Here is a 25,914-nt window from a genome sequence, read left to right as displayed (position 1 = left end):
TAAACCATCCCTTGTTGTTTTTATGGGTGTGCTTAATGTTCGGGGCCAAACGCCTCATCCACCTTGGCCAGGTCGGTGTCGCGCAAGTTGCCCGCGTAGTAATGCAATTTGGTCCAGGCCATGAGGTAGTCGTACCGCGCCTGGGCCAGGTCGCGGCGGGTGCTGTACAGCTGCTGCTCGGCGTTCAGCGCATCGAGGTTGACCCGCTCGCCGCCGAGGATGCTTTGCTTGGTGGAGACCACCAGCGCTTCAGCCGAAGTCAGCGCCTTTTGATACGCCCGCAGTTTGCTGACGCCCGACAGGCAAGCGCTGAACTGGCGCCGCAGTTCGATCAGGGTTTCGCGGGTCTTGCCTTCCAGTTCGTACTCGGCCTGCTCCATGGCGCGGCTGGCCTGGCGGGTGGACGCCGAGACGCCACCACCGGCATACAACGGCATGCTGACTTCGATGCCGATGGTGTTGGTGTCATAGCGTTGGTTGTAGGTGTTGCCGCTGTCGGATTCCTGCTGGCGGGAGCTGGCATAGGCCGTGATACGTGGCAGGTGCCCCGAGCGGTTGCGCTCCACTTCATAACGCGCCACTTCTACGGACTGGCGTTGCGAGGCCAGGTTGGGGTTGTTGGTCAGCGCCAGTTCGTGCCAGGTGTCGTAGTTGGCCGGGGTCAGGGTGAAGGCGGCAAATCCCGGGTTCAACGGCGCCAAGTCATTGATGTTGACGCTCTGCACACCTATCAATGCGCCAAGCTCCCGCAGCGACGCGTCTTGCTCATCCAGCGCCTGGATTTCCTCGGCAGTCGCCAGCTCATAGCGCGATTCCGCTTCCAGAATGTCGGTGCGCGTGCCCTCTCCCTGCTGGAACAGGTGCTGGTTCTGCTGGAACTGCTGCTCGTAGGCTTTTTTCTTCGCGCGGGCAATGTCGATCTGGTCTTGGGCGAACAATGCCTGGGTGTAATAGGTCAGCACCCGCACCAGCAGCGCCTGGCTTTTGTCGCGAAAACTCTCGTCGGCAAACAGCGCCTGGGCCACGCCCTTGCGGTAGTTGGCATAGGCCTCATAGTCGAACAGTGGCTGTTGCAGGGTGAAGGTGGAGCCGTAGCTGTTGTAGTTGCGGTCATCGTGATAATTGCCGCCGCGCCCGTCGGGCAAGGTGGCCTGGGAGTTGTTGCGGCCCTTGTTGTAGTTGTACGACAGCTTGGGCAGCAGGCCGGCGCGGCCGATGGTGCGGTTCTCCAGGCCGGCGTCGCGCTCCTTGATGGCGCCGAGGAATACCGGGTCATTGCGCAGGGCCTGCTCGTAGACATCGAACGGCCCCATGGCGGCCTGGGCGCTGCTGCACGCGAGTAACAAGGCGATGAACATCGGCTTCATGCTCATTCCTCGGTCAATGCCGAGCCGGCGCGGTCCAGCAGCGGCTTGAACAGGTAATTGAGCAAGGAGCGTTCGCCGGTGCGGATGAACATCTCGGCGGGCATCCCCGGCTTGATCACCAGGCCATGGAGTTTTTCCAGGGCGTTGCTGCTGACGACGGTGCGCAACACGTAGTACGGCATGCCGGTTTTTTCGTCGAGCATCTGGTCGGCGGAGATCAGGCTCACCTCCCCCGGCACTCGGGGCGTGCGGCTCTGGTTGAAGGCGGTGAAGAGGATGTCCACCGGCAAGTGGGCGCCGACCTTGTCCACCAGATGCACCGGCAAGCGACCTTCCACTTCCAGGCGGGTGTCCTGGGGCACGATTTCCAACAGGGTTTCACCGGCACGCACCACAGCGCCTTCGGTGTGCACGCCCAGGTTGACGGCGATGCCGTCGGCGGGCGCATTGATTTCGCTGTGCTGCAGGTCGAAACCAGCGGAGGTCAGTTGCTGCTCCAGGGTCAGGCTGCGCAATTGCGCATCGGCCAGTTGGCTGCGGACTTCCTTCTGATATTCCTCGCTGTGCTGCTGCAACTTGAGGCGCGACTCGAGGATGCCCTGCTCCACCCGGCCGCTTTCCCCGGTGTTCTGCGCCAGGTCCTGTTGCACCTGGGAGAGTTGACGCTGGTACTCCATCAGCCTGTTGCGCGGGATGTAGCCGTTGTCGGCCAGGGGTTGCAGGTTATTCAGTTGGTCACGCAGGGATTGCGCCTGGGCGGTCAGGTCGCTGCGGGCGCGGCGCATGCCGTTGAGCTGTGCGGTGGCGCCTTCGATACTCGCGCGAATCCCCGCCTGTTCCCGGGCAAAGGCTTCACGGCGACTGCTGAACAGTTGGCGCTGGCCTTCGAGCACCAATGCCAGGGCTTGATCAGGGTTGCCGCTCAGCTCCGCCGGAAAGGTAATCGTCGACTGGTTATCCCGCTCGCTCTGCCACCGCGCCACGCTGGCCCAGGCCATGCGGTATTGGGCTTGCAGGGAGTGCACGTCAGCCTGGTTTTGCGTCTGGTCGAGGCGGAACAGGGGTTGGCCCTGCTTCACCGCCTCGCCTTCACGCACCAGGATTCGGCTGACCACGCCGGGGCTGAGGGTTTGTACCGCCTTGCGCTTACCCGACACCACCACCGTGCCTTGCACCGGAATCCCCTGGTCCAGCGGTGCCAGGCTGGCCCAGAGGAAAAACCCGCCGGCGCCAACCACCGTCAGCAGCCAGCCCATGCGGGCAAAGAAGCGCGCGTTGTGTTCGGGGTGAGTCTGTTCGTAATCGCGGTTGATTTGAATGCTGTTGTCGCTGCTCATGCGCCTGGATTCCTTCCGGCTTGATACTGACGGCTGAGGCTGACCCCGGCCTTTTCTCGCGGTGCTTCCTGCTGGCCGGACAGCGCCCGCAGCACGTCCTGGCTCGGACCAAATGCCTGCAAACGGCCTTCGTTAAGCACAAGCAGCTTGTCGGCCTGGGCCAACGCCGAGGAACGGTGAGTCACCAGCACCACCGTGCTGCCCTGGGCCTTCATCTGCATGATCGCGCTGGCCAGGGCGGCTTCGCCCACGGTGTCGAGGTTGGAATTGGGCTCGTCGAGCACGATCAGGCGCGGGCCGCCGTACAGCGCACGGGCCAGGGCGACCCGTTGTTTCTGGCCACCGGACAGGCCGCTGCCCTCGTCACCGAGCACCGTGTCGTAGCCGTGGGGCAAACGCAGAATCAATTCGTGCACGCCCGCTTGTTCGGCGGCCTGTACCACCAACTCCGGATCGGCTTCGCGAAAGCGTGCGATGTTGTCAGCGATGCTGCCGCTGAACAGTTCGATGTCCTGAGGCAGGTAGCCAATATGCGGGCCGAGGTGGTCGCGGTCCCAGCGATGGATGTCGGCACCGTCCAGGCGCACGGTGCCCGCCAGGGTTGGCCACACGCCCACCAGCACCCGGGCCAGGGTCGACTTGCCGGAGCCGGAAGCACCCAGCACGCCGAGCACTTCACCCGCCGTCAGGTTGAAGCTGACCTGATGCAAGGTCGGTACACGCCGCCCCGGCGGGCCCGCGCTGACCTGCTGGAAACTGACATTGCCCTTCGGCGCCGGCAAGGCCATCTGCTCACCCTGGGGCGGAAATTCGCGCATCAGGTTATCCAGGCGCTGATAAGCCAGCTTGGCCGAACTCCATTGCTTCCACACGGCGATCAACTGGTCGATGGGGCTCAACACCCGGCCCATCAGGATCGAACCGGCGATCATCATTCCTGCCGTCATGTCGCCCTTGATCACCAGCAACGCCCCGAGGCCCAGCACCAACGATTGCAGGCACAGGCGCAGGGATTTGCTCAGGGAACTGATGATCGACCCGGTGTCACTGGCCTTGTTCTGCAAACCCAGAAACTGCGAATGCACCTTGAACCAGCGTTTGCGCAATGCGCCGAGCATGCCCATGGCCTGGATGGTTTCGGCGTTGTGCAGGTGGCTGGTGGCCAACTGGGTGGATTGCTGGGAAAACCCGCTGGCTTCACCCAGGGGCTTTTTGGTCAGGTATTCGTTGAGGCACGCCAGGGCAATCAGCAGCACTGCACCGGCGCTGGCCAAGACACCCAGCCAGACGTTGAACAGGAAGATCACAAACAGGTAGATCGGAAACCACGGCGCATCGAAAAACGCGAACAGCGCCGGCCCCGTGATGAATTGGCGGATGTGGGTCAGATCCCCCAGGGATTGCCCGCCATGACCTTCGCCCCGTTGCAGGTTGCGCTCGAAGGCGGCCTTGTACACCCGCAGGTTGAAACGCCGCTCCAACTGGCTGCCGATGCGAATCACGATAAAGCTGCGGATCACCTCAAGCACGCCGATAAAGGCGAAGAACCCCACCACCATGAGCGTCAACATCACCAGGGTGGTTTCGTTCTGTGAAGACAGCACGCGGTCGTAAACTTGCAACATATAAATCGACGGCACCAGCATCAATACGTTAATCAATGCCGTGAAGCAGCCAATACTGATCAGAATACTTTTGTAGTCGCCGAGTGCTTTGAATAGTGGTGCAACGGGAGTGGTCTTCGCCATGTTGCCTGATCTTCCCTGAGCCGAATGACGCGCAATAGTTTGCCAGGCGCCCCATTAAGGGGCGGGCAAACATTAAAATCGGGTTATATCGTTATAACGAACTATTAGGGTGCACGTTGTAATATCAATACCGCGCCAGATTTTACGCGGCCTTCATATTCGCCTTCTTTCTGGCGATTCAAATGGGTAATGCCGGTACCTTCGGCATTCATCAACCAAATACCGTCGGGCGTTGGCGTCCAACTAACGGGGGCTTCACCCAGCCATTGTCCCACGCACTCCACATCGCCCCCCAGGGCGTTGGCTTGCTCAATCAGATCCAGCGCACACACCTGCTCTTGCTGGTGCAGCGTCCAATGCCCGGCCAACTGCGCGGACGTGGGTAAAACCAGACTGCTTGCCATTGCTGTGGCTCCTGCCGACATAAGCAACGCCTGGAGACACCAGGCAACTGTACTGCGAAATAGCGTCATCACCTTCGCCCGTTCAAGGGGTGGATGCAAGGGCAGAGGGCGGCGCGTGTGCGCCACCCTCCTTTACACCTGAATCAAGCCACGATGTCGCTGACGGCTGCCTGGCCAACGGTGGTGACGAGGAAATCCGCCACGCCGTGACCGGAGAAGTCCACTGCCAATGTGCCCAGGTTGGTACCCGAAGCATAGGACAGCACCGCGTCGCCGGCGTGGCCGGTAAACGCGTTGACGAAGGTCAGGCCCGCACCTTTGGTGATGCCGGTGAGGTCGATCTTGTCCGAACCCGAAGTGAAGTCGAAGATCTTGTCGGCCGCACCTGGCTTGGAGTCCGAGCTGGCGCCGAACACGAAGGTGTCGTTGCCTGAACCGCCCCACAGCTGGTCTGCACCGCCGCCGCCGAAGATGATGTCGTTGCCGGCACCGCCCTTGAGGACGTTGGCTGCAGCGTTACCGATCAACAGGTCGTTGCCCGAACCGCCGATGGCGTTCTCTACGGTCACGCCCTTGGCGATGGAAACGTTACCCACCAGACCGCCAACGTCGGAGAACGAGGTCTCATTGAGGTTGATCTTCTGGTTTTGGGTAAAGCCGGAGAAGTCCAGGGTATCGTTGCCACCACCGTCCCACACCGAGAACACCAGCTTGTCGGCCGATGAAGTGGCGCTGAGGAAATCACGCCCGGTGTTGGAGTTGAAGCCGTAGGTGGTGTCGCCGGCGCGGGTGTTGTAGTTGGCGCCGTAGAGCTTCTGGATCGCGGCGATGTCGTCGATCAGCGGGCCGGAGGAGTAAGCCTCTACCCCGCCTTTGCTGAAGTTCTGGTTGGTATTGCTCTCGCTCCAGTAACTCATGACGCTGTAGCCACGCGTGTCCTGTCCATAGTCCGCGTCTTTGTACGAAGGGTTGCCGGTCCCGGCGTTGTAGTCGCCAGGGTGGTCCAGGCCCAGGGTGTGGCCGATTTCGTGGGTCAGGGTCTGCCGGCCATAGTTGTTCAGGTCCGGCGTCTTGTTCGGCGTATAGCTGTTGTTGGTCAGGTACCAGGAAGTGCCGTCAAGCCCGCTTTCGTTGTACTTGGCGTTGGTGCCTGGCAGGTAGGCAAAGGCCGCTGCGCCGTCCTGGCCGCCGCTGTAGTTGCCGAAGGTCATGTGGAAGTCACCGCCCGAGGCTTTCTCGGTGAAGGTGACATTGGCCACATCAGCCCAGGATTGCATGGCCAGTACGGCCTGTGCTTTCTGCTGGGTGTTGAACTGGCTGAACCCGGTGATCCCATGCTTGTTCATGGTCGCGTTGGAAGCCGAGGTCAGGAAGGTGTAGGTAAGATCGATCTTGCCGTTGCCATCCACGTCCCGGTAAGCGGCGTTCTCACGCAGCAGGTGGTCGGCGGCCTGGTCAACGGTGAACGAGGGTTTGCCATTGACCGTGAGGTTGCCGCCACGGTCGTATTGATGGCTAAAGCTATCGATTTGCGTATAGGCGGTACTTGCTTGAGCCGCCGACACAATAGCTTTGTCTTTTACTTTTGACATAAACGTACTTCCTTGTTTGCAAGTGGAACAGTTTTTGTCCGACCGGACTCACTTTGGCGAGTAAGTCCGATCACTCGCCCCTTTTGAAGGCGAAAGAAAACTGACACAACCTGAAATCATTCGTCCAGCGGTTTTTATCCAAGGAAAAAGTTGGGCCGACGAACAAAACCTGCAAACATTGGCAAATAGCGCCTTATAAAAATTCAGCTATTTAAATATTAAATACTCCTAAAGACATTTGATGAGGAATGGATCCAAAGTATTGCTTGAGGTGCACTAAGAAAGTGTCACCGTGTCATTGTTAGTATTGAATGGCCACTATTTAAGTGCTTGTCCCGTATTACCGGGACAAGACTTAGTTTATTTATTGCTCGCGCCAGCCTGTTTGACGTAATGCCTGCAGGAGTGTTTGCGAGTCCAGCCCCGGCACGCGCACCCCGTCGTCGGTGAGCATGTCCTCCCCGGCCACTATCGCATTAATGATCGCTTCCTCGACCGCTTCCGCTGCCGCGCCGAACAACGGTGAAATGTGGTCGTTATTGACCATTTGCAGCGATGTGCTAAGGGGCAAGCCCTTGCGCCCGTAGTCGGCCGCCGGTAAATCCTGATTGCCGGTGGCGAACGCCAGGAACAGGTCTCCGCTGGAGTCCTCGGTGCCACCGCCCGTGCGCGCAATGCCAATGGACGCGCGCTGTGCCAGGCGCTGGCATTGATGGGGCAACAACGGCGCATCGGTGGCGATGATCACCACAATGGAGCCCATGCCGGGGGTGCCGCGATCGGCAAACGGTGACGGAATTTCCATCAGTTGCCGACCTACCGGGTAACCGTCCACCCGCAACTCCTGGCGCTTGCCATGGTTGGCCTGTACCAGCACACCGACGGTCCAGCCACCCTGCTCCGCCGACAGGCGCCGCGAGGCCGTGCCGATCCCGCCCTTGAACTCATGGCAGATCATCCCGGTGCCGCCGCCCACGGCGCCCTCCGCCACCGGCCCGGACTCGGCGCTGGCCAGCGCCTCGCGCACATGCTCCGGGCCGACGTGCTGGCCCCAGATGTCGTTGAGCAAGCCGTCGTAGGTTTCCATCACCACCGGCATGCACCAGTACACTGCTGGGTCTGCCAGGCTTTCACGCTCCAGGGCGATCAGGGTGTCGCGCACAATCCCGATGCTGTGGGTGTTGGTGATCGCCAGTGGCGTGGTCAGCAGGCCCGACTCGGCGATCCATTCAAGACCCGTGGCGTCGCCATTGCCGTTGAGCACGTGGTAGCCGGCAAAACACGGTTGAAACCGCGCGGCACCGGCCCGGGGCTGGATTGCCGTGACGCCGGTGCGTACCTGTTTGCCGTCGATGCGGGTCTTGATCGTGCTGTGGCCGACCCGAACCCCTGGAACGTCGGTGATGGCATTCAGCTCACCGGGCGTGCCCAGTCCCAACGTGATGCCCAATTGACGTGCGCGCATAACCACTCCTTACAATTTCTGAAACGCCGGACTCAACCGGCCACTGATGCAATATAGGATCACCGACAGTGCCAGCAGGCCGATGATAATCATGATGTCGCGAACCGAGGCGGCAATCGCCAGGGTCACCAACAGGTAGCCGGCCCCCAGCACCGCCAGCAAGGCCGGCACCGGCCACAACGGCATGCGATACGGATGCTCGCGGTCACGCAGCAGAACCCGGCTCATCAGCGCGCTCAACGCCACGATCAGGTACACCAGCATGATCAACAGCACGCTGAAGGACGTCAGGTCCGCCAGGTTCGAGCTGAAGCTGAGCAATGCCGAAGGGATCGCCAGGAACAGCGTAGCCAACCACGGTGAGTCCCAGCGCGGATGAATGCGGGTGAAGAGTTTATTGATGGTCGGCGTCCACAGTGCATCGCGGCCGCTGCTGAACACCACCCGACCGATCTGAATCACGATGGCAACAATGGCGTTGAACACCGACAGGAAAATCCCGGCACTCACCAACCGCGACAATGTTTCATTGCCATGGCTGGTCAGCAGGTAGCCGATCGGATCGGGACTGCTGATCATCGCGCTGAGGGAGGGTGCACCGATCAACAACGCGGTAATCGGCACCAGTTCGATTACCACCACCAGACCCAGGGACCACAACACCGCCTTGTGCACGCCCTTGCCGCCGCACTTCATGTCTTCGGCCAGCAACACCGCCGGGCCATAGCCATTGAAGGAGAACAGGCCAATGCCCACCGCGCCGATCACCAGCGCCCAGGGCGCCAGGTGCAACACGCCGTTCTCGACGATTTGCGGTTGCAGCAGCACGCTGACCGGCTGCACCGGGTTGCCGAAGCCGATAAATACGATCACCAGCAACGCCGCCACTTCCAACAGCAGGCAGGTGCCGGTGATCCAGGCATTCAGCTTGATATTCAGGATGCCCAGGGCGTAGCTGCACACAACGATGACCAGGGCCACGGTTTGTGAATCGAACTTTGTGCCGAGGGCGTTATTCAGGTACGTCGCCGCGCCGGTGGCCAGCACCGGCGGGATAAACAGCAACATCACCAATACCGTGAGGAACGTCGCATAACCGGCCATGCCGCCGAACACCCGCTTGGCGTACACGTACTCACCGCCGGCACTGTTGTGGGCGCGGCCGAGTTCGGCGTAGCAAAAGGCGAACATCAGCGCGAGCAACGCGGCCATCACAAAAGCCAGGAACACCCCGCTTCCGGCCTGCTGGATGGCAAAGGGCGCAATCACGAACACGGAACTGGCCGGGGTCACCGCCGAGACGGTGATGGCCACTACATCGAATACGCTCAGGGTGGGTTTCAGCACGCCGTCGGGCGTGGAAGGAGCACTCATATCGTTATCCTCTTGATTGTTCTTGGTTTGAGGCAGAAACGAAAAGGTGAAGCGGCGCGGGGTATGTTCCCCACTGACTGACGGCAAACTTAAACACTCTACGTAGATCGGCCAATTCCCCTATTGGAGTACTCCCCTTGACGCCGACGGGCAAAAGTCGAACCCTTGCGGCCTGAATCCTTAGCGTGGAGCTGCACATGAGCCTGTTCAGGGAAGTCGGCATGCACGCAGGCCTGGGCCGCACCGTCGCGCAGATCGGTACCGGACGTTTCTGGAAACAACTGGTGCTGCTGTTGCACCAATGCGTGCCCTTCGACAATGCCCTGGCGATCTTCTACCCCACCGACGGCCCGCCCCAGGCGCTGGAGGAATACGACGCGCAACCGAGCAGCAAGCCGGCGTCGATGCTGGTTTACCTCAATGGTTTGTACCTGCTGGACCCGTTTTTCCAGGCATGTCGCGAGGGGTATGCCAGCGGCGTGTACCGCCTTGAAGAAGTGGCACCGGATCATTTTCGCCAGAGTGAATACTTCCTCAACTACTTCCACGACAACGTGCTGGAGGACGAGGTGCAATTCATCCTGCAATTGCCGGGTGCGGGGACGTTGTCGCTGTCGTTGGGGATGCAGCGGTTGTTTACCGGCGAAGAAACGGGGTTGATGACCACGCTGGCGGCCTGGGTGCTGCCATTGATGCAACAGCATTGGCAGCAAAGTACCCAGCGGGTGGCCGCGCCTGCCGAGATGGCCAGCCAGATCCGGGATGCGCTGAGTCATTTTGGCTGTGGGGTGTTGTCGGAGCGGGAGTTGGAAATTGCGCGGTTGGTGTTGCGTGGGTTTTCGTCAAAAGCCATGGCCGAACGGCTGAATATCTCGCCGGATACGGTCAAGGTTCATCGTCGGCATTTGTATGCCAAGCTGGATATCTCGTCGCAGCCGGAACTGTTTTCGTTGTTTATCCAGTCGTTGGGGCATGACCTGGAGAATCCTTAATGATCGTTCCCACGCTCTGCGTGGGAACGCCGCCCTGGACGCTCCGCGTCCGCTTTTGAAGTCGTGACGCGGAGCGTCACAGGATGCATTCCCACGCGGAGCGTGGGAACGATCATCAACGGCCGGTACGAATGGTGTTCCACACCCGCGTACGAATCCGGTCGATGTTCAGTGGCATTGCTTCCAGTGCGAACAACTTGCCCATCATTTCCGGGCTTGGGTACACCTTGGTGTCGCTCTTGATCGCCGGGTCTACCAGGCTGTCGGCCGCAGAGTTGCCGTTGGCGTAGTGCACGTAGTTGGTGATGCTGGCCATGACTTCCGGGCGCAGCAGGTAGTTCATGAACGCATAGCCGGCTTTCTCATCCGGGGCATCGGCGGGCATGGCGACCATGTCGAACCAGATGGCGGCGCCTTCCTTGGGAATGTTGTAGCCGATGTTCACGCCGTTCTTGGCTTCCTTGGCGCGGCTTTCGGCCTGGAGGATGTCGCCTGAGAAGCCGACGGCCACGCAGATGTCACCGTTGGCCAGGTCGGCGGTGTATTTCGAGGAGTGGAAGTACGCCACGTACGGCCGTACTTTCATCAGCAGGTCCTCGGCCTTTTTGTAGTCTTCCGCCTTCTTGCTGTGGTGCGGCAGGCCCAGGTAGTTGAGCGCCGCCGGCAGCAGCTCCGGGCCGTTGTCGAGGATCGCCACGCCGCATTTCTGCAGTTTCTGCATGTTCTCGGGTTTGAAGATCAGGTCCCATGAATCTACCGGGGCGTTGTCGCCGAGTACCGCCTTGACCTTGTCGATGTTGTAGCCGATGCCAGTGCTGCCCCACAGGTAAGGGAAGCCGTGGGCATTGCCCGGGTCGTTGTTTTCCAGGGCCTTGAGCAGCACCGGGTTGAGGTTCTTCCAGTTGGGCAACTCGCTCTTGTCGAGCTTCTTCAACGCCCCGCCCTGGATCTGCCGGGCCATGAAGTGGTTGGAGGGGAACACCACGTCGTAGCCGGATTTGCCGGTCATCAACTTGCCGTCGAGGGTTTCGTTGCTGTCGTACACGTCGTAGGTGAAGCCGATCCCGGTTTCTTTCTGGAAGTTCTTGGTGGTGTCGGGGGCGATGTAGTCCGACCAGTTGTAGATCTTCACCGTCTCGGCGGCTTGGCTGAGGGTGGCGACGAATACCAGCGGCAACAGGGCAATGGGTCTCATGGTTCGATTTCCTGGCGGTTTTAGGGCTGTTTTTATGGCAGGCGATCAAAGATCAAAGAATCAGAGGATCAATACATAGGTCTTGCGCACGGTTTCCTGGATGTCCCAGATACCGGTGCTGTTGGCCGGCAACATCAGTGCGTCACCGGCTTCTATGTGGAGCATCTCCCCGTTGTCGGGGGTGAAGGTGCAGCGGCCCTGGATAAAGTGGCAAAACTCCTGGGCTTTGATCTGTCGGCGCCAGCGCCCGGGCGTGCATTCCCAGATGCCGGTTTCGACGCCGTCGCTACGTTCCACACTCAGGGTCGAGGCCACCGCGACCGGTGTGCCCAGTGGCACGGCAACGGGGGAAGAGTCCGGCAAATGGGCGCTGAGTGTGTCTTTGAACTGGGTAATGCTCATGTTCATACCTGTGGTGATTGAAACGACTTAGTGCATGAAACCTTCCATGAACCCGGCAACCCCGCTGGCCAGCTTGCGGCGCCACGGCGCAGTGTTGGGGTTGGCCAACACCTGGTCCTCATGGACAAAACTGCGAATGATCGCGTTGTAGCCCAGCCAGCGGCAGGGTTCCGGTTCCCAGGCCTTGAGCCCCTCCAGCCGGCCCGGCTGGATCACCCATGGCTGCGTGACCAGCGGTGTGTCGAGCCCCAGGATCAAGTCGGCCAAGGTACGCCCGCCCAGGTTGCTGGCCCCTACGCCCTCGCCGCCATAACCACCGGCCAAAGCGATGCCCGCTGCGTGATCGCACAGCATGTGCGGCTTGAAGCGCCGGGACATGCCGAGGTTGCCGCCCCAGGCGTGGGTGATGCGGACTTTCTTGAGCTGCGGGAACAGTTCACCGAACAGGTACCGACGCAGTTCGACTTCGCTGTCGGTGAGGTCGAAGTTGTGCCGCAACTTGCCGGCAAACTGATAGCCCCCACGGGCGCCGAACACCAGGCGGTTGTCCGCCGAGCGCTGGCCGTAGGTGACCTGGCGACTGCTTTCGCCGAAGGCCTGGCCACGGTTCAGGCCGATTTCGTCCCAGGTGCTGGCGGGCAACGGTTCAGTGGCGACAATCAGGCTTTGTACCGGCAACTGATAGCGGCCCAAAGGCGCCAATGTGGTGGCATACCCTTCTACCGCCGGCACCACCCATGACGCGCGCACTGAGGCTTTAGCCGTGCGCAGGCTGCCGGACTGCCAATGGGTAACCGGGCTGCTTTCGTAGATCGTGACGCCCATCTGCTCCACCACCCGCGCCAGGCCACGCACCAGCTTGGCCGGGTGAATCGTGGCAACGTGGGGGGCATAGATGCCGCCATAGGGTTTGGCGATGCGGATTTGCTCGGCCAGTTGCTGCGGGCCGAGCCAACGGTAATCATCGTCGGTCAGGCCCTGAGCGTGGAGCTTGGCCAGGTAGGCCCGCAGGGTGGCTTCCTGTTCGGGATAACGCGCGGCGCAATACAGCACGCCACCCTTGCGGTAGTCGCAGTCGATGCCTTCGTGCTCAATCACTTGCGCGACTTCATCGGGAATGGCGTGCAGCAGGTCGAACGAGGCCCGGCGCTGCTCGGGGGACAAGCCGGCCAACAGGCGGTCTTCCCCCAGCAGGTTGCCCATCAGCCAGCCACCGTTACGGCCCGAGGCACCGAACCCGGCGGTTTGTGCCTCAATGATGGCGATTTTCAGCTCGGGCGCCTGGCGCTTCAGGTAATACGCGGTCCAGAGCCCGGTGTAGCCGGCGCCGATAATGGCCACGTTGACGTCCAGGTCGTGCTCCAGAGACGCACGCGCCACCAGCGGCTCGTCCAGCTGGTCCATCCATAAACTGATATTGCGCCATGCAGGCATGCCAAGCTCCACCACCACACTTCGATGGCCGTGATCCTAGAGCCTGGCCTCAGGGGCTGTCTTGCGCGCGTGCACGCAGGGAAATTTGTTTGACGTAGGCCTTGGGCGACTGGCCGGTGTGCTGGCGGAAGCAGCTATAGAACGCCGACGTCGAATTGAAGCCCGCGGCAAACGCCAGTTCGTCGATGCGGATCGGCGGCGTGGCCTTGTCCAGTGCGGCCAGCAAATGCTGGAGGCGCGCCTGGTTGACGTAGCGGTAAAAGCTTTGGCCCAGCACCTGGTTCAGCAGGTAGGAGATCTGGTTGCGGCTGTACCCGCACTCCTTCGCCACCCGTTGCAGGTCCAGCTCGGGGTCCAGGTAGGGTTGCTGGCGCTCGAAGTACTGCTGCAGGTCCTTGGCCATGTAACTCAGTTGCTGGGGCGACAGGCCCAGGCGGCTGACGGTTGGGCGCGTGGTCTCGCTGCGGCTGGCGGACTGCTCGTGCACCAGGGAAGCGTATTCGTTGACCCGCCAGATCAGGCCGTCACGCACGGTGATGGCTTCACTGGTGCGAAATGACACCAGTCCCTGGCCGCCACGCAACGTGATGCGGTACTGGATGAAGGCCGTGTCGCCGTCGGCGCGGATACGGTCGGTGTGCTCGATCGCTTCATCCGCTCCACGGGGCATGCTGGCTTGCAAGTACTCGCGCAGATCGTCTGCACCGACCACGCGGTTCTGGAAGAAATCGTGGTACTGGATGTCCGGGTGGTAGTACGACATCACGCCATCCAAGTCCCGGTGTTTCCAGCACAGATGGTGACGCAGCACCAACTCGCCAGTGGCTTGGGTTTGCAGGGAGTCATCCGCGATGAAGTCGGGCATGGAGCGCTCTAAGGCTGGGACAGCCTGCGAGCTTGCCCAACTTTCCGGGCGGGTTCAATGGCCATTTGACAGTTATGACTAATGGCCTTTCGCCCATTTCCGCGTAGGACATGACCCACATCAAACTTCCCGAAAACAACCGCTGAACGGGGCAAAAAAACTCCCCTGCTGGATGCGAACGAATGCTATTTTTAAAGCTCACGACGGCCAGGACCAGTGACGGTCCTGGCGCCCCTGCAGCGAGCTAAAGGAAGCGCTCAATGAACAAGGTGGGCAAGATGAACAAAGTGACATTCCCCAACGCCTGCCAGCTGATGCGCTGGCATTTTCATCCAATGGGCTTTGAAGCGAGCATGGATGCTCCCGGTAGCATGATCGCCCGCCTGTTCGACCGCGCCAGCGGAGAAACCCTGATTGCGATTGCCGGCATTCCTTGTGCCACGGTGATGAACGCCGCTGATGTGGAGCGGATCATCGAGGCCGTGGAGGATGAGCTGGAGTCGTTTGTGCCGCCGCTGTCGCTACGAGCTTGATCTGTGTGGCGAGGGAGCTTGCTCCCTCACCACGTGATTCAACGTCGGCCCTTATGATTTGCTGATGCGCTGATCATCAAAAAACGGCTTGTCTGCGGCAATCCGGTCCGAAGCCTTTGGCATATTCACCCCTTGGCCATCCTGCGCCTCGACATACCAATAGCAATGGCTCACCGCCCGGGTAATCCCCACGTAGGCCAGGCGTAGCACTTCGTCCTTTTGCGCGCTGTCGTAAGGTTCGGTGTCGCCGTCCTTGCCCAGGCCCGCCATGCGGTAGACCTGGTTCTTGTAAGGCGAACTGGTCAAGTGCTGGCAGTCGCCTAGCAGGAATACCGCATCCGCTTGAAGGCCCTTGGCGCTGTGATAGGTCAGTTGCTTCAGACGGCGATCGCCGTACGGCAAGCTAGAATCTAGATTAACTGCAGACTTAATATGCTCTTGTATCAATGGCTTATCGCTGCTTTTTCGATATAACATTAATACCGAATCACCCTTTTGATAGTGCGCCAGCAGTTGCTGGCCCAGCGCCGCATCGTCACGATCACGCACGGTGACGGGCACCAATGGCTTCGGGGTTCCACTGGCCTTGGCTTTCTTGCCGCTGATGGCCGGGGCGGCACGCACGATGTGTTCGGCAGCATCAATAACGTGTTGATGGCTGCGGTAGTTCTCGCCCAGCATCACCCGCGTGGTGGTGGGCGACGGGAATTCCTTGTTGAACTCCATGAAGTACTTCGGCGAACTGCCGCGCCAGCCATAGATCGATTGCCAGTCATCCCCCACGCACAACAGCGAAGACCGCTGGGCGCCACGGCCTACGTGCATGGCCGGGCCGCGACTGCGAATCTCCCGCAGACTGGCCCGGATCCACGAGACGATCTGCGGGGATACGTCCTGAAATTCGTCGATCATCAGGTGCGACATCGGCCGCAGCAGGCTGTCGCTGAGGAGCTTGAGGTTTTCCGGGGTGTTTTCGCCAAACAGCGAGAACATACGGTTGTAGGTCATCACGGGGGGCGACTGGTCCAGCAAGTGGTCTTCCAGGGCTTTCCAAAAAATGCTCAGGGCTTCGAAGTACAAACGGTCCGGATCGTCCTTGGCAAAGCTCATCTTGCCCACGGTGGTGGGCACATCCAGCCCGAGGTTCTCGATAAACCCGGCGGCGGCGACAAAGCTGTCCAGCAGCGGCGCCGAGCCCAGCTCACCCTTGACCTTGTAGTCGAAGCCCGGGCCCGCGGTTGCGTCGCCAGCCAGGCTGCTCAAAAGGCGCTTGGATGACTCATAGTTATCAATCCATATCAGTGGCTTACGGCAGAAAGCTTGAAACAGGGTTCGCTTTACCGCCCACTCAGCGCGCACGGACAGCTTGGAGCCAGGACGACTGAGCTGGGCATTTTCCCGAGGGTCAAAGCCCAGCATTACCCAGGCATCCAGCTCGGCAATGTAGCCGTGGCAGTGGAACTGCGCGCCATTGATATCGAAGGTCTGGCGATTGGGCTCAATACCTTTGATCGGCCAGGCACCGGCGCGAAACCACAGGTCTTCAATCACATCACAGAGTTCTTCATCGCGCTTGGCCGCCAGTTCGGTCACCGCCACGCGTTTCTGTACGTCTGGATGATCCCGTTCCAGCTCCTTGAGTTGCAGGGCGTGGCGCGCCAACGGGGCGATCAGCTCGCGGAAGCGCGCATGCCGGCCATGCAACTGGTGGTAGCAAGCATTCAGTTGCTGGCGCTGGGCGTCGTTGATGCGCAATTCGAAGGGATTACTGTCAGCCTCATCAAAGCCCGCTTCGGTGCGCACGTTGAGGTTCTCAAACGCCTGCAGCCGTTCAAGGCCCGGCAGGCTGCGCACCATTGGCAGGATGCGCGAGTGAAAGGTGCGCACCACGGCTTGCGCCTCTTTCATACCAAGGGGTTGGCCCCACAAGGCGAGAATTTCCATGAGCTTGTTGATGAAGTCCTTGCGCGACTCACGGGTGAAGGTCACCACCGTCATTGAGCTCAACTCAAAGCCCAGGTAATGGGTCAGCAGCAGGATACGCAGCACCAGCGAGGTGGATTTACCCGCACCGGCGCCGGCAATCACCGAGGTGGACGGCGTATCGCTGAAGATCATCTTCCACTGGGCCGCGCTCGGCTGGGCATGGGCCGGCAGCAGGCGTGCCACGTCGGCCTTGATGCTTTTTTTCAACTCGGCGGTCAGTGGCAGGCGCCAATCGTCGAACAGGTTGTCGTCGACACCTGGCGCGGTGTGTTCATCCGGCCGAAAGTCACGAATCAGCAGGACCTGCCGGCCTTCCTCGATGCCATCCGCCTTGCCTTCCTGATAGCCATACTCCACGCCGGCCGTGTGGCCACTTCGAAAGCCGTCGGCCTGGCCATGCAACCAGGAAAAACGGTGTTGGGCGCGCAGGCGCGTCAGGCCGTGACCGAATAATCGGGCGGCGAGCCGTTTCAATAGGGGCATTTCGGCCAGTGGCCGCAGTTCGGGAGGCAGATCGGGGGTGTGTTGCGGCACGCGGACTCCTGCAATGCGTTAACTCGGACAAGAGCCCTATGGTCGCCGCAAATGCCCCACAGTTCCAGCCAATTGCTTTGCGCTCATGCAGTTAGGCGATGAAGTGAAGACAGGTCCTTAGGATCGGCATCGAAGCATTCGATAGGAATCCAGCATTTTTTACGCTTTTTATCGATCTGGCGCTGCTGGATCATGGCTCCCATCCACAGGAGACGATCATGCTTGAACTTCGACCTTTCAACACCCTGGGCGGCGCCAATCACGGTTGGCTGGACGCTCACCACCACTTTTCCTTCGCCGAATACCACGACCCCAAGCGCATGCATTGGGGCAACCTGCGGGTATGGAACGATGACCTCATCGCACCGGGCACCGGGTTCCCTCAGCACGCGCACCGGGACATGGAAATCATCACCTATGTGCGTGAAGGCGCCATCAGCCATGCCGACAACCTGGGCAACAAGGGCCGCACCGAGGCTGGCGATGTCCAGGTGATGAGCGCTGGCACCGGGATCGCCCACAGCGAATACAACCTGGAAGCCACGCCGACCAAGATTTTCCAGATCTGGATTATTCCAAACGAGGCCGGTTTGCCGCCGTCGTGGGGCGCCAAGCCTTTTCCTAAGGGTGACCGCGAAGGTTTTGTGACCCTGGCCAGTGGCAAGGCAGGAGACAGCGAAAGCCTGCGCATTCGTGCGGATGCCCGGCTGGTAGCGGCCAATTTGAAAGCTGGTGAAAGTGCCGAGTATCGGCTGGACAATGGGCGTCGGGCGTATCTGGTACCAGCCACCGGAGTGATTGAAGTCAATGGCTTGCGCGCACACGCTCGAGACGGTGTGGCAGTTGAGGATGAGCAGGTGTTGCGGGTGACGGCGGTTGAGGACAGTGAGATCGTGTTGGTCGACCTGGCCTGAATTCGCAAGCTCACACATCCAATGGGTAATGAGCTTTATGTGGGAGCTGGCTTGCCTGCGATAGCATCAACTCGGTATGGCTGAAAGACCCAGTTGACTGCATCGCAGGCAAGCCAGCTCCCACAAAAGCCTGGCTACCACATTTTGGCCGTGGTGTTACTGGGAGATCGCCCCGTCCACCAACACCTGCGCCTCTTCCACCAGCTGCTTGAGGTGATCATCACCGATAAAGCTCTCGGCGTAGATCTTGTAGATGTCTTCAGTACCCGATGGCCGTGCGGCAAACCAGCCGTTTTCAGTCATGACCTTCAGCCCGCCAATCGCCTGGTCGTTACCCGGCGCATGGCTGAGGATCTGCTGGATGCTTTCCCCCGCCAACTGCGTGGAAGTCACCTGGTCCGGCGACAGCTTGCCCAGCAGGGCCTTCTGCGCCGGGGTGGCCTTGGCATCCACACGAATGGCGAACGGTTCGCCCAACGCGTCAGTCAGCCCACGATAGATCTGGCTTGGGTCCTGGCCTTTGCGCGCCGTCATTTCGGCAGCCAGCAGCGCCGGGATCAAACCGTCCTTGTCGGTGCTCCAGACGCTGCCGTCCTTGCGCAGGAACGACGCACCGGCGCTTTCTTCGCCGCCAAAACCCAACGAACCCTCGAACAGCCCGTCCGCAAACCACTTGAAGCCCACCGGCACTTCGTACAGGCGACGGCCGATGCGCTTGGCCACCCGGTCGATCAGGCCGCTGCTGACCACGGTCTTGCCCACGGCAGCATCAGCACGCCACTCAGGGCGGTTCTGGAACAGGTAATCGATGGACACGGCGAGGTAGTTGTTCGGCGCCAGCAGGCCACCGGATGGCGTCACGATGCCATGGCGGTCGTGGTCCGGGTCGCAGGCGAAGGCCACGTCGAAGCGGTCCTTGAGGCCGATCAAGCCTTGCATCGCGTAGCTGGAGGACGGGTCCATGCGAATCTGGCCGTCCCAGTCAACGCTCATGAAGCGGAACGTAGCGTCGACTTCGGTGTTCACCACGTCCAGGTTCAGACGGTGATGCTCGGCAATGGCCGACCAGTAGCGCACCCCTGCTCCGCCCAGTGGATCAACGCCCAGGCGCAGGCCTGAACTGCGGATCGCATCAAAGTCGATGACGTTGACCAGGTCGGCCACGTAGGTGTTGAGGTAGTCGTGACGATGGGTCGTGTCGGCCTTCAGGGCCTGGGCATGGGTGATGCGCTTGACCCCGGCCAGCTTATTGGCCAGCAGCTCGTTGGCCTTGGCTTCGATCCACTTGGTGATGTGGGTATCGGCCGGGCCGCCATTCGGCGGGTTGTACTTGTAGCCGCCGCTTTGCGGTGGGTTATGGGACGGCGTGATCACGATGCCGTCGGCCAGGCCGCTGGTGCGGCCACGGTTGTAGCAAATAATGGCGTGGGAAATCGCCGGTGTCGGGGTGTACTCGTCGCCCTCGGCCAGCATCACGTGCACGCCATTGGCCGCCAGCACTTCCAGGGCGCTGGCGCCGGCAGGCGTCGACAGCGCGTGAGTGTCCAGGCCGACAAACAGCGGGCCGTTGATGCCTTGGGCTTCACGGTAAAGGCAAATGGCCTGGCTGATGGCAAGCACGTGCCATTCATTGAAGCTCAGGTCGAACGAGCTGCCGCGGTGCCCGGAGGTACCAAAGGCGACACGCTGGGTGGAGATCGCTGCATCAGGCTGGCCGGTGTAATAGGCCGTTACCAGTCGCGGGATGTCTACCAGCAGTTGAGCTGGTGCCGGCTTGCCCGCAAAAGGACTGAGAGTCATGCATAAACCTCTGAAAGAGAAGGATTCGGAAAAAAGTGCAGTTTACTGAGAGTTGGACTGCTCCGCGACGTTATAAATCCTACAACAATCAGTGAAATTTCATTCGACTCCGGTCTGTGCCTGCCTCAACGCCTGGGCCAGCTCATCCAGGGCGTTTTCCAGGTGATGCGCCCCGTCGAAGGTATGGCTCAGCCGCAGGTGCTGGCGGTGCAGGCCGCTGATGCTGAACAGCTCTCCCGGCGCAATCACCACCTGCCGGGTGAGCAGGCGCTGGAACACCTGGCGCATGTCCACCACCGCCGTTGAGCGCAACCAGAAGGTGGCGCCAGCGGCAGGCATTCGGTAGCTCACCTGCTCCCCCAGATGCTCCTCCAGATGCTGGTTCATCAGTCGGGACTGCTCGTTGAGTTTCGGTCGCAACTCCCGCAGGTGCTGGTCGATCCGCCCGCTGAGATAGAGCCGCGCAATCGCCCGCTGGCGGATGGAGGACAGCCGGAATTCACGCAGCAGGAACTGACGTTGCAGCTCGCCGCTCAAGTGGCGGGACAACAAATAGCCAAACGGCGCTTCGGGCCCGAGCATTTTTTCGAAGGTGGAAAACACCATCAGCCGCTCGGGGTTGGCCAGGTCACGCAAGGCGGTGGTCGGCTGCTCAAAGCCCAACTCGCCATGGCTGTCATTTTCTAACAACCAGCAGTCATGCCGGTTCAGCAACCGTACCAACTGCAGGCGGTCATGGGTGGGCAGGACGATGCCGGACGGCAGGCTGACGCCCGAGGAGAGCAGCGCCAGTTGAACCGGCTCATTGCCGAGCATTTGCTCGAGCAGCTCCAGGTTCAGCCCGCCGTCGGCCGTGAACGGCAGTTCAAGGACCTTCACGCCCGCGCCCTGCAACAAGCGCAGGATCAACCAGTCACAGGGCGATTCCACGATGACCGCCGCGCCCTTGAGCCCCAGCACCTCAATCAGGATCTCCAGCACCCCGCGCAGATCGGCACCGATGTACACCTCATCCGCCTGCCAGCAGCGGGTGGGCGACGAGGTATAACGCGCTGCCAGCGCCGCGCGCAGCTCCCAGACGCCGCACGGCTGCGACCATGGCTGCAGATGACGCGGGTAGTGACGTAACAGTTCGCGCTCCAGCAGCAACAGTGCACCGTCCAAAGACGCCCCAAGTGCCGGTTCATCGGCGCTGAGCACCCGCATTCCCGGGCGCCGCGCACCGGCGTAGAGGCGCTCCAGCAGATCACCACCGCTACTGCCTGGCGGTTTATTCAATACCGGCCAGGCGTAGTAGCCCGACTTGGCCACCGAATAGACCCGGCCCTCCTTTTCCAGCAACGAGTACGCGTATTGAATGGTCGAGATCGACACGTTCAGGCGCTCCGATAATTGCCGCAATGATGGCAACTTTACCCGGGCATCGGTACCAACCTCGTTGATGAGGTTGATCATGTAGCGATACACCGCCTGGTAGGCGAAGTCGGTTTGCCTGTCGTCCTTGAGGTTCATCGCTGCTCACCCGCCGTCACCCCGTTAACGCCCGGTTGCCATGGCAGGCGCGCCTTGCTGCGGGGCTGCGGCCGCACACGGAACCGCGGTGGCCGGCCGTTTGCGATAGAGGTGCTGCAGCAGGTGGATCGGCAGCCCGCTGATGTCGACAGCCCATTGCACCAGCATCTCGGCCACCGGTTTGCCTTGCAGCGCCTTGTGCAGCTCGGGAAGTGCCACCAGCATGCCGGGGTGGCACTGGCGCAAAAAGCTCTCGAGGCGCTCGCCGTGACGGATAAACGGCGAAAACATCAGGCAGCTCAGTTGGCTTTCATCCAGCCCGAACAGCGCCTGGGCATAGCCCGCGGACAAGGCGCGGCCTTCCGGGGTGGCAGCCTGGGCAATCATAGGTTCGGGAATCTGCTTGCGGCGCATGAACAGCAAGGCCTGCTGCACAAAGCCCAAGGCGCCCTCCTCGTAGTCCAGTTCCCGCAGGCACTCGGCCTGCAAGCCTCGCAGATGGGCCATCAACATTGGGTTCGCGTAGGTCGTGTGGCTGAAATGGAAGCCAAAATCGTCGGGTTTATAGTCCAGAAACTGCCGCAATAGCGGGCCGGACGGGTACTCGGCCGCCGCCATCAGGTCTGCCATGCAGATGTAGGCCATGTGGCGGTGATTGTCCTTTTCAGACATATCGACGACATCGTAGTGCTCACCGTAGACGTCGCAGTAATAAGCGTGACTCCACTCATCCATGCGCGCAAACAGCCCGCTGAGCATCAGGGGCTGGCGGGCCGGGACCTCTACCCCGGCCGCCAGCGCGGCTTTTTTCAGCCACGCAAGGTACTCGCGTTGCTTGCGCGCGGAATCACCGCTGACCAATGCATGCACGCCGCCATTCCACGTGGTCACACGCTGGTAAAAGTCGCCAAGGGCCAGATAGGCGTCGTTGCACAAGGTCTGGCGAAGATCGCCCGAGGTCAGGTGCCCCACCATCAGCATGTTGCGCCGGCTGGCGTCGCGCGCAGTGCCGGAGGCCGGCCGCAGCTGATTGAACGGCAACACTTCCTGGTTTTCCACCATCAACAGTTCGACACGCGGATCGTCATGCATAAACAGTGCGCTGTAGCCGCGATGCAACGTGTCCAGCGCCGATTGCGTCATGCCGGCATGGCGCAAGGTGGCGACGCGCAATTGAAAGGTCCGCGGCGCCCGGCCCGCGAGTGTCAGTTGTGCCGCCCGCAGCAAGGTCAAGGCGTAACTGGTGCCAGCCCCCGTACCGTGAGCCAGCAGCACCTTGTATTCACCGATCCGCTCCATGCCACCTGCCGCCACCACGATGCGTTGAATCAATAATTGAAGCGAGGTGCGTTCTGTTCGTGAGAAATGCCCTACCAAGCGTTGCAATACTTGTTGATAGACATAGTTCATGGCTTGCTCGTGAATAGCGCTCATAGTTCTACTACCTGAGTTGAAATATCAGTTTCGGGCAACCGTTAACGGTGTTTGCCCGACCTGTTGTTTCTGTAGGGGCGTTGCAACATGTGACTTCAATGAAAGATTAGCACCGCGCCATACCCGAAAACGCGCGCCTCAGGGCTCCCAGCCCAGGAAAAGCGCCGCGCTTCGGGGCTCAATGCTAAAACGGGCAATCTTAGGAATATTCTGACAACTTCCTACTCTGTCCTAACTTACAAATTAAAGAATCATCCGACATAACCAACTTTAATATAAGTTTTTCGCCTGGCCGGGCATATAGAGCATTATTGGATTTAACGGACGCACGGAGTAATTTCAGATATTCAATCATTGCTCAATCCTTGAGATGAAAGTGACCGCGCAATTATCAGCACTTGCGACGTGATTAACAGATACAGAACCGCCGCTAAAACCAGTTCAGATGGGAGCACCCGTGGGGTGTCGAATGTCCAGACACGACAACGCCGCACTGGGATTCAGGGCGGCGTCAGGGGTTGGGGAAGTGATTTATCGGGTTGAAACGTTGAAGTCCCGATTCAAGCGGTGAGCAGGTTAAGCCCTGTCAAATGGCGCATTTGCCCCATGCGCCCGGGGGCAGAAATACTCTCTTGAGAATATTCCCACAGATCAAACAGCTTCTACCTGCAAGGCGACGCGTTCGCGGCACGGGCATTCGTCCATATAACGGTGTGCTTCAACGAACTGACTGAAGGGAAATACCGTGGTCTTCAGCGGTATCAGCACCTTGTCGGCGGTCAGTTGATTGATGTCACGCAGGGCTCGCTGCAAGGCCACCTGGTCCTGGATGATGCCCAGTTCCGGTTTGCCGGTGAAGTTGCCGATGCAATGCACAAAGAACTGAATATTCTTCTGGAACGCCGCGCAGGCCGGGAATGGGGTCTGGTTGCCGCCTTGCAGACCGTACAGCACCAGGCTGCCACGAGGTGCCAGCACATCACCCAGCAACGACATCTGCGGGCCACCCAAGCCATCGAACACCACGTCTACGCCGCGGTTGTCGGTGAACTTGTTGACTTGCATCAGCAGGTCTTGTTCTTCGGTAACGATGACCTTTTCCGCCCCGAGGGACAGCAGGTATTCGCGCTCATCACTGGTCTTGGTGGCGGCAATCACCCGCACACCCAGGGCTTTGCCCAGTTGCACAAACGATGGGCCGGCACAGTGACTGGCGTCCGTCACCAGGGCGAATTGCCCGGGTTTGACCCGCGCCAGGTCCATGTAGGCAAAGTAAGCAATCAGCAGCGGCGTGTAGTGCACACTGGCTTCAATCGGGCTCAAGACGTCCGGGTAACGGGTCAGGGCCGAACGCGGCAGGACGATCTGTTCGCCGTATACCGGGTAATCGTTCGGGCTCTCGGCCGGGAAGCTGGCGACTTTGTCACCCACCGCCAGGTCGTCGACACTCTCGCCAACGGCCACCACCACACCGGCCATTTCATGGCCCAGGCCGGATGGCAGGCGGGCATGGGACGACGCCAGGTTCTGGCGCCAGAGAATGTCGTACCAGCTGATGCCAATCGCCTCGACGCGCACCTGCACTTCGCCCGGTGCGGGCTTAGCGGCTGCATGCTCTTCGCATTTGAGCACCTCGGCCGGACCAAACTTGTGAAAACGGATCGTGCGGGACATCGCAAACCTCGTCAAAGTAACCTCTATTGCCATGAACTCTATCTGGGCTTTCGGAGCAAGACCACCGGTCGCCGTTAATAGTCGACATGCCTGTCATTGATTCCGCACATACGGAAATCGCACCAGGCCATGTAGGAAAACTGAATTAGCCGGTGCAGAGTACCAGCCTTTCCCCGTAAGATTCATGCCGGTCATTGTTCTTATATGACCGCTCCCGTCAAGTTTACTGACGCCGCCTGGGACACAAGATGAACCGTAACGACCTCCGTCGTGTCGACCTCAACCTGTTGATCGTATTCGAAACCTTGATGCATGAGCGCAGTGTGACCCGCGCTGCCGAGAAATTGTTCCTTGGCCAGCCGGCCATCAGCGCGGCGTTGTCACGCCTGCGCGGCCTGTTCGACGACCCGTTGTTCGTGCGTACCGGGCGCAGCATGGAGCCTTCGGCCCGTGCGGTAGAAATCTTCGCCCTGCTCTCCCCGGCCCTGGATTCGATTTCCACCGCCGTCAGCCGCGCATCGGAGTTCGACCCGGCCACCAGCACCGCCGTATTCCGCATCGGCCTGTCGGACGACGTCGAATTCGCCCTGCTGCCACTGCTGCTCAAGCGCCTGCGGGCCGAAGCGCCCGGCATCGTGCTGGTGGTGCGCCGCGTCAACTACATCCTGATGCCCGGCCTGCTGGCCTCCGGGGAAATCTCCATCGGCGTGAGCTACACCACCGACTTGCCGGCCAACGCCAAGCGCAAGGTCCTGCGCCGCAGCAAGCCGATGCTGCTGCGGGCCGACAGCATGCCGGGCTCCATGAGCCTGGATGACTTCTGCGCGCGGCCCCATGCCCTGGTGTCGTTTGCCGGGGATTTGAGTGGGTTTCTCGATGAAGAACTGGAGAAACTGGGCCGCAAGCGCCATGTGGTGCTGGCGGTGCCGCAGTTCAATGGGTTGGGGACGTTGCTGGCGGGGACCGATATTGTCGCGACCGTGCCGGACTATGCCGCTGAAGCGCTGACTTCAGCGGGTGGGTTGCGGGCTGAAGAGCCGCCGTTGCCGGTGCGTACGTTTGAATTGCACATGGCGTGGCGTGGGTCACAGGACAATGACCCGGGGGAACGGTGGTTGCGGTCGAGGATTCAGATGTTTTTTGGCGACCCTGAGAGTCTTTAGGCGGCGTCGGGCAGGCTGTTGATCTGATCATTTTTGCCTTTCCACAAACCATGGAGCTCCATTCACTTACAGTGGATTGCTACATTGGGGGCACATCTGAGGGCATGCTTTGGATGGTTTGAAAAGGATTCCCCCAGCCTGAGTTCCAACAGTCCCCCTCCTCAAAAACTCGCCCGCGGCTGTTCCCAA

General features: G+C 60.5%; 20 protein-coding genes. 4 read left to right on the top strand and 16 right to left on the bottom strand.

Annotation, left to right across the window (positions count from 1 at the left end; all coding sequences use genetic code 11):
- Nucleotides 1-32: 32 nt before the first annotated feature.
- The 7 genes from BLU46_RS31915 to BLU46_RS31885 form a co-directional block, all read right to left on the bottom strand.
- Nucleotides 33-1,367 carry a TolC family outer membrane protein gene (locus BLU46_RS31915; RefSeq protein WP_063030340.1) on the bottom strand — a complete coding sequence of 445 codons (1,335 nt, stop codon included), beginning with the start codon at nucleotides 1,365-1,367 and terminating at the stop codon, nucleotides 33-35.
- A gap of 2 nt (nucleotides 1,368-1,369) precedes the next feature.
- Nucleotides 1,370-2,704 carry an HlyD family type I secretion periplasmic adaptor subunit gene (locus tag BLU46_RS31910; protein ID WP_093209823.1) on the bottom strand — a complete coding sequence of 445 codons (1,335 nt, stop codon included), beginning with the start codon at nucleotides 2,702-2,704 and terminating at the stop codon, nucleotides 1,370-1,372.
- Nucleotides 2,701-4,452, bottom strand: a complete 1,752-nt coding sequence (locus BLU46_RS31905) for a type I secretion system permease/ATPase (protein ID WP_093209820.1) — start codon at nucleotides 4,450-4,452, stop codon at nucleotides 2,701-2,703. Before BLU46_RS31905 ends, BLU46_RS31910 begins: the two co-directional genes overlap by 4 nt.
- A gap of 104 nt (nucleotides 4,453-4,556) precedes the next feature.
- Nucleotides 4,557-4,925 carry an AprI/Inh family metalloprotease inhibitor gene (locus BLU46_RS31900; RefSeq protein ID WP_063030346.1) on the bottom strand — a complete coding sequence of 123 codons (369 nt, stop codon included), beginning with the start codon at nucleotides 4,923-4,925 and terminating at the stop codon, nucleotides 4,557-4,559.
- A gap of 74 nt (nucleotides 4,926-4,999) precedes the next feature.
- Complete coding sequence (locus BLU46_RS31895; RefSeq protein ID WP_003217113.1) at nucleotides 5,000-6,448, bottom strand: serralysin family metalloprotease; 1,449 nt, start codon at nucleotides 6,446-6,448, stop codon at nucleotides 5,000-5,002.
- Nucleotides 6,449-6,812: 364 nt separating this feature from the next.
- Entirely contained in the window at nucleotides 6,813-7,913 is a 1,101-nt protein-coding gene (locus BLU46_RS31890) for a DmpA family aminopeptidase (protein ID WP_093209817.1), read from the bottom strand.
- 9 nt (nucleotides 7,914-7,922) lie between these two features.
- Entirely contained in the window at nucleotides 7,923-9,287 is a 1,365-nt protein-coding gene (locus BLU46_RS31885) for an APC family permease (RefSeq protein ID WP_093209814.1), read from the bottom strand.
- 197 nt (nucleotides 9,288-9,484) lie between these two features.
- On the opposite strand from BLU46_RS31885, the gene BLU46_RS31880 reads away from it, so the two are divergent.
- A complete protein-coding gene (locus tag BLU46_RS31880) occupies nucleotides 9,485-10,279 on the top strand; it encodes a helix-turn-helix transcriptional regulator (protein WP_063030352.1) in 795 nt (264 codons plus the stop codon).
- A gap of 115 nt (nucleotides 10,280-10,394) precedes the next feature.
- On the opposite strand, the gene BLU46_RS31875 is transcribed toward BLU46_RS31880, so the two are convergent.
- The 4 genes from BLU46_RS31875 to BLU46_RS31860 are packed head-to-tail and all read right to left on the bottom strand — an operon-like array spanning nucleotide 10,395 to nucleotide 14,175.
- On the bottom strand, nucleotides 10,395-11,474 hold the full coding sequence (locus BLU46_RS31875; protein WP_093209811.1) for a polyamine ABC transporter substrate-binding protein: 1,080 nt from the start codon (nucleotides 11,472-11,474) through the stop codon (nucleotides 10,395-10,397).
- Nucleotides 11,475-11,534: 60 nt separating this feature from the next.
- Nucleotides 11,535-11,876 (bottom strand): cupin domain-containing protein, encoded by a 342-nt coding sequence (locus BLU46_RS31870; protein WP_003217122.1) that lies wholly within the window; start codon nucleotides 11,874-11,876, stop codon nucleotides 11,535-11,537.
- A 27-nt stretch (nucleotides 11,877-11,903) separates the two neighbouring features.
- A complete protein-coding gene (locus BLU46_RS31865) occupies nucleotides 11,904-13,310 on the bottom strand; it encodes an NAD(P)/FAD-dependent oxidoreductase (protein WP_093209809.1) in 1,407 nt (468 codons plus the stop codon).
- A 49-nt stretch (nucleotides 13,311-13,359) separates the two neighbouring features.
- A complete protein-coding gene (locus BLU46_RS31860; RefSeq protein WP_093209807.1) occupies nucleotides 13,360-14,175 on the bottom strand; it encodes a helix-turn-helix transcriptional regulator in 816 nt (271 codons plus the stop codon).
- A gap of 260 nt (nucleotides 14,176-14,435) precedes the next feature.
- On the opposite strand from BLU46_RS31860, the gene BLU46_RS31855 reads away from it, so the two are divergent.
- Nucleotides 14,436-14,708, top strand: coding sequence for a DUF1652 domain-containing protein (locus BLU46_RS31855; RefSeq protein ID WP_017479708.1), 273 nt, complete (start codon nucleotides 14,436-14,438; stop codon nucleotides 14,706-14,708).
- Between the two features lie 51 nt (nucleotides 14,709-14,759).
- On the opposite strand, the gene BLU46_RS31850 is transcribed toward BLU46_RS31855, so the two are convergent.
- Entirely contained in the window at nucleotides 14,760-17,228 is a 2,469-nt protein-coding gene (locus BLU46_RS31850) for a UvrD-helicase domain-containing protein (RefSeq protein WP_093209804.1), read from the bottom strand.
- 218 nt (nucleotides 17,229-17,446) lie between these two features.
- On the opposite strand from BLU46_RS31850, the gene BLU46_RS31845 reads away from it, so the two are divergent.
- Nucleotides 17,447-18,142 (top strand): pirin family protein, encoded by a 696-nt coding sequence (locus tag BLU46_RS31845; protein WP_063030360.1) that lies wholly within the window; start codon nucleotides 17,447-17,449, stop codon nucleotides 18,140-18,142.
- A gap of 156 nt (nucleotides 18,143-18,298) precedes the next feature.
- On the opposite strand, the gene pgm is transcribed toward BLU46_RS31845, so the two are convergent.
- From pgm to BLU46_RS31825, 4 genes are all read right to left on the bottom strand, one after another.
- Nucleotides 18,299-19,942: a phosphoglucomutase (alpha-D-glucose-1,6-bisphosphate-dependent) gene (gene pgm / locus BLU46_RS31840; protein WP_093209802.1), complete on the bottom strand. Its 1,644-nt coding sequence runs from the start codon at nucleotides 19,940-19,942 to the stop codon at nucleotides 18,299-18,301.
- Between the two features lie 99 nt (nucleotides 19,943-20,041).
- Nucleotides 20,042-21,454 (bottom strand): aminotransferase-like domain-containing protein, encoded by a 1,413-nt coding sequence (locus BLU46_RS31835; RefSeq protein ID WP_093209799.1) that lies wholly within the window; start codon nucleotides 21,452-21,454, stop codon nucleotides 20,042-20,044.
- A gap of 24 nt (nucleotides 21,455-21,478) precedes the next feature.
- A complete protein-coding gene (locus BLU46_RS31830) occupies nucleotides 21,479-22,888 on the bottom strand; it encodes a hypothetical protein (RefSeq protein ID WP_172834566.1) in 1,410 nt (469 codons plus the stop codon).
- 651 nt (nucleotides 22,889-23,539) lie between these two features.
- Nucleotides 23,540-24,562, bottom strand: coding sequence for a zinc-dependent alcohol dehydrogenase family protein (locus BLU46_RS31825; protein WP_093209797.1), 1,023 nt, complete (start codon nucleotides 24,560-24,562; stop codon nucleotides 23,540-23,542).
- 248 nt (nucleotides 24,563-24,810) lie between these two features.
- On the opposite strand from BLU46_RS31825, the gene BLU46_RS31820 reads away from it, so the two are divergent.
- Nucleotides 24,811-25,725 (top strand): LysR family transcriptional regulator, encoded by a 915-nt coding sequence (locus BLU46_RS31820; protein WP_008433801.1) that lies wholly within the window; start codon nucleotides 24,811-24,813, stop codon nucleotides 25,723-25,725.
- Nucleotides 25,726-25,914: the final 189 nt, after the last annotated feature.

Source organism: Pseudomonas yamanorum, from assembly GCF_900105735.1.
GTDB lineage: Bacteria > Pseudomonadota > Gammaproteobacteria > Pseudomonadales > Pseudomonadaceae > Aquipseudomonas > Aquipseudomonas yamanorum.
The sequence above is the reverse complement of the archived record's forward strand: the minus strand, read 5'-3'. Positions and strand labels throughout refer to the sequence as shown.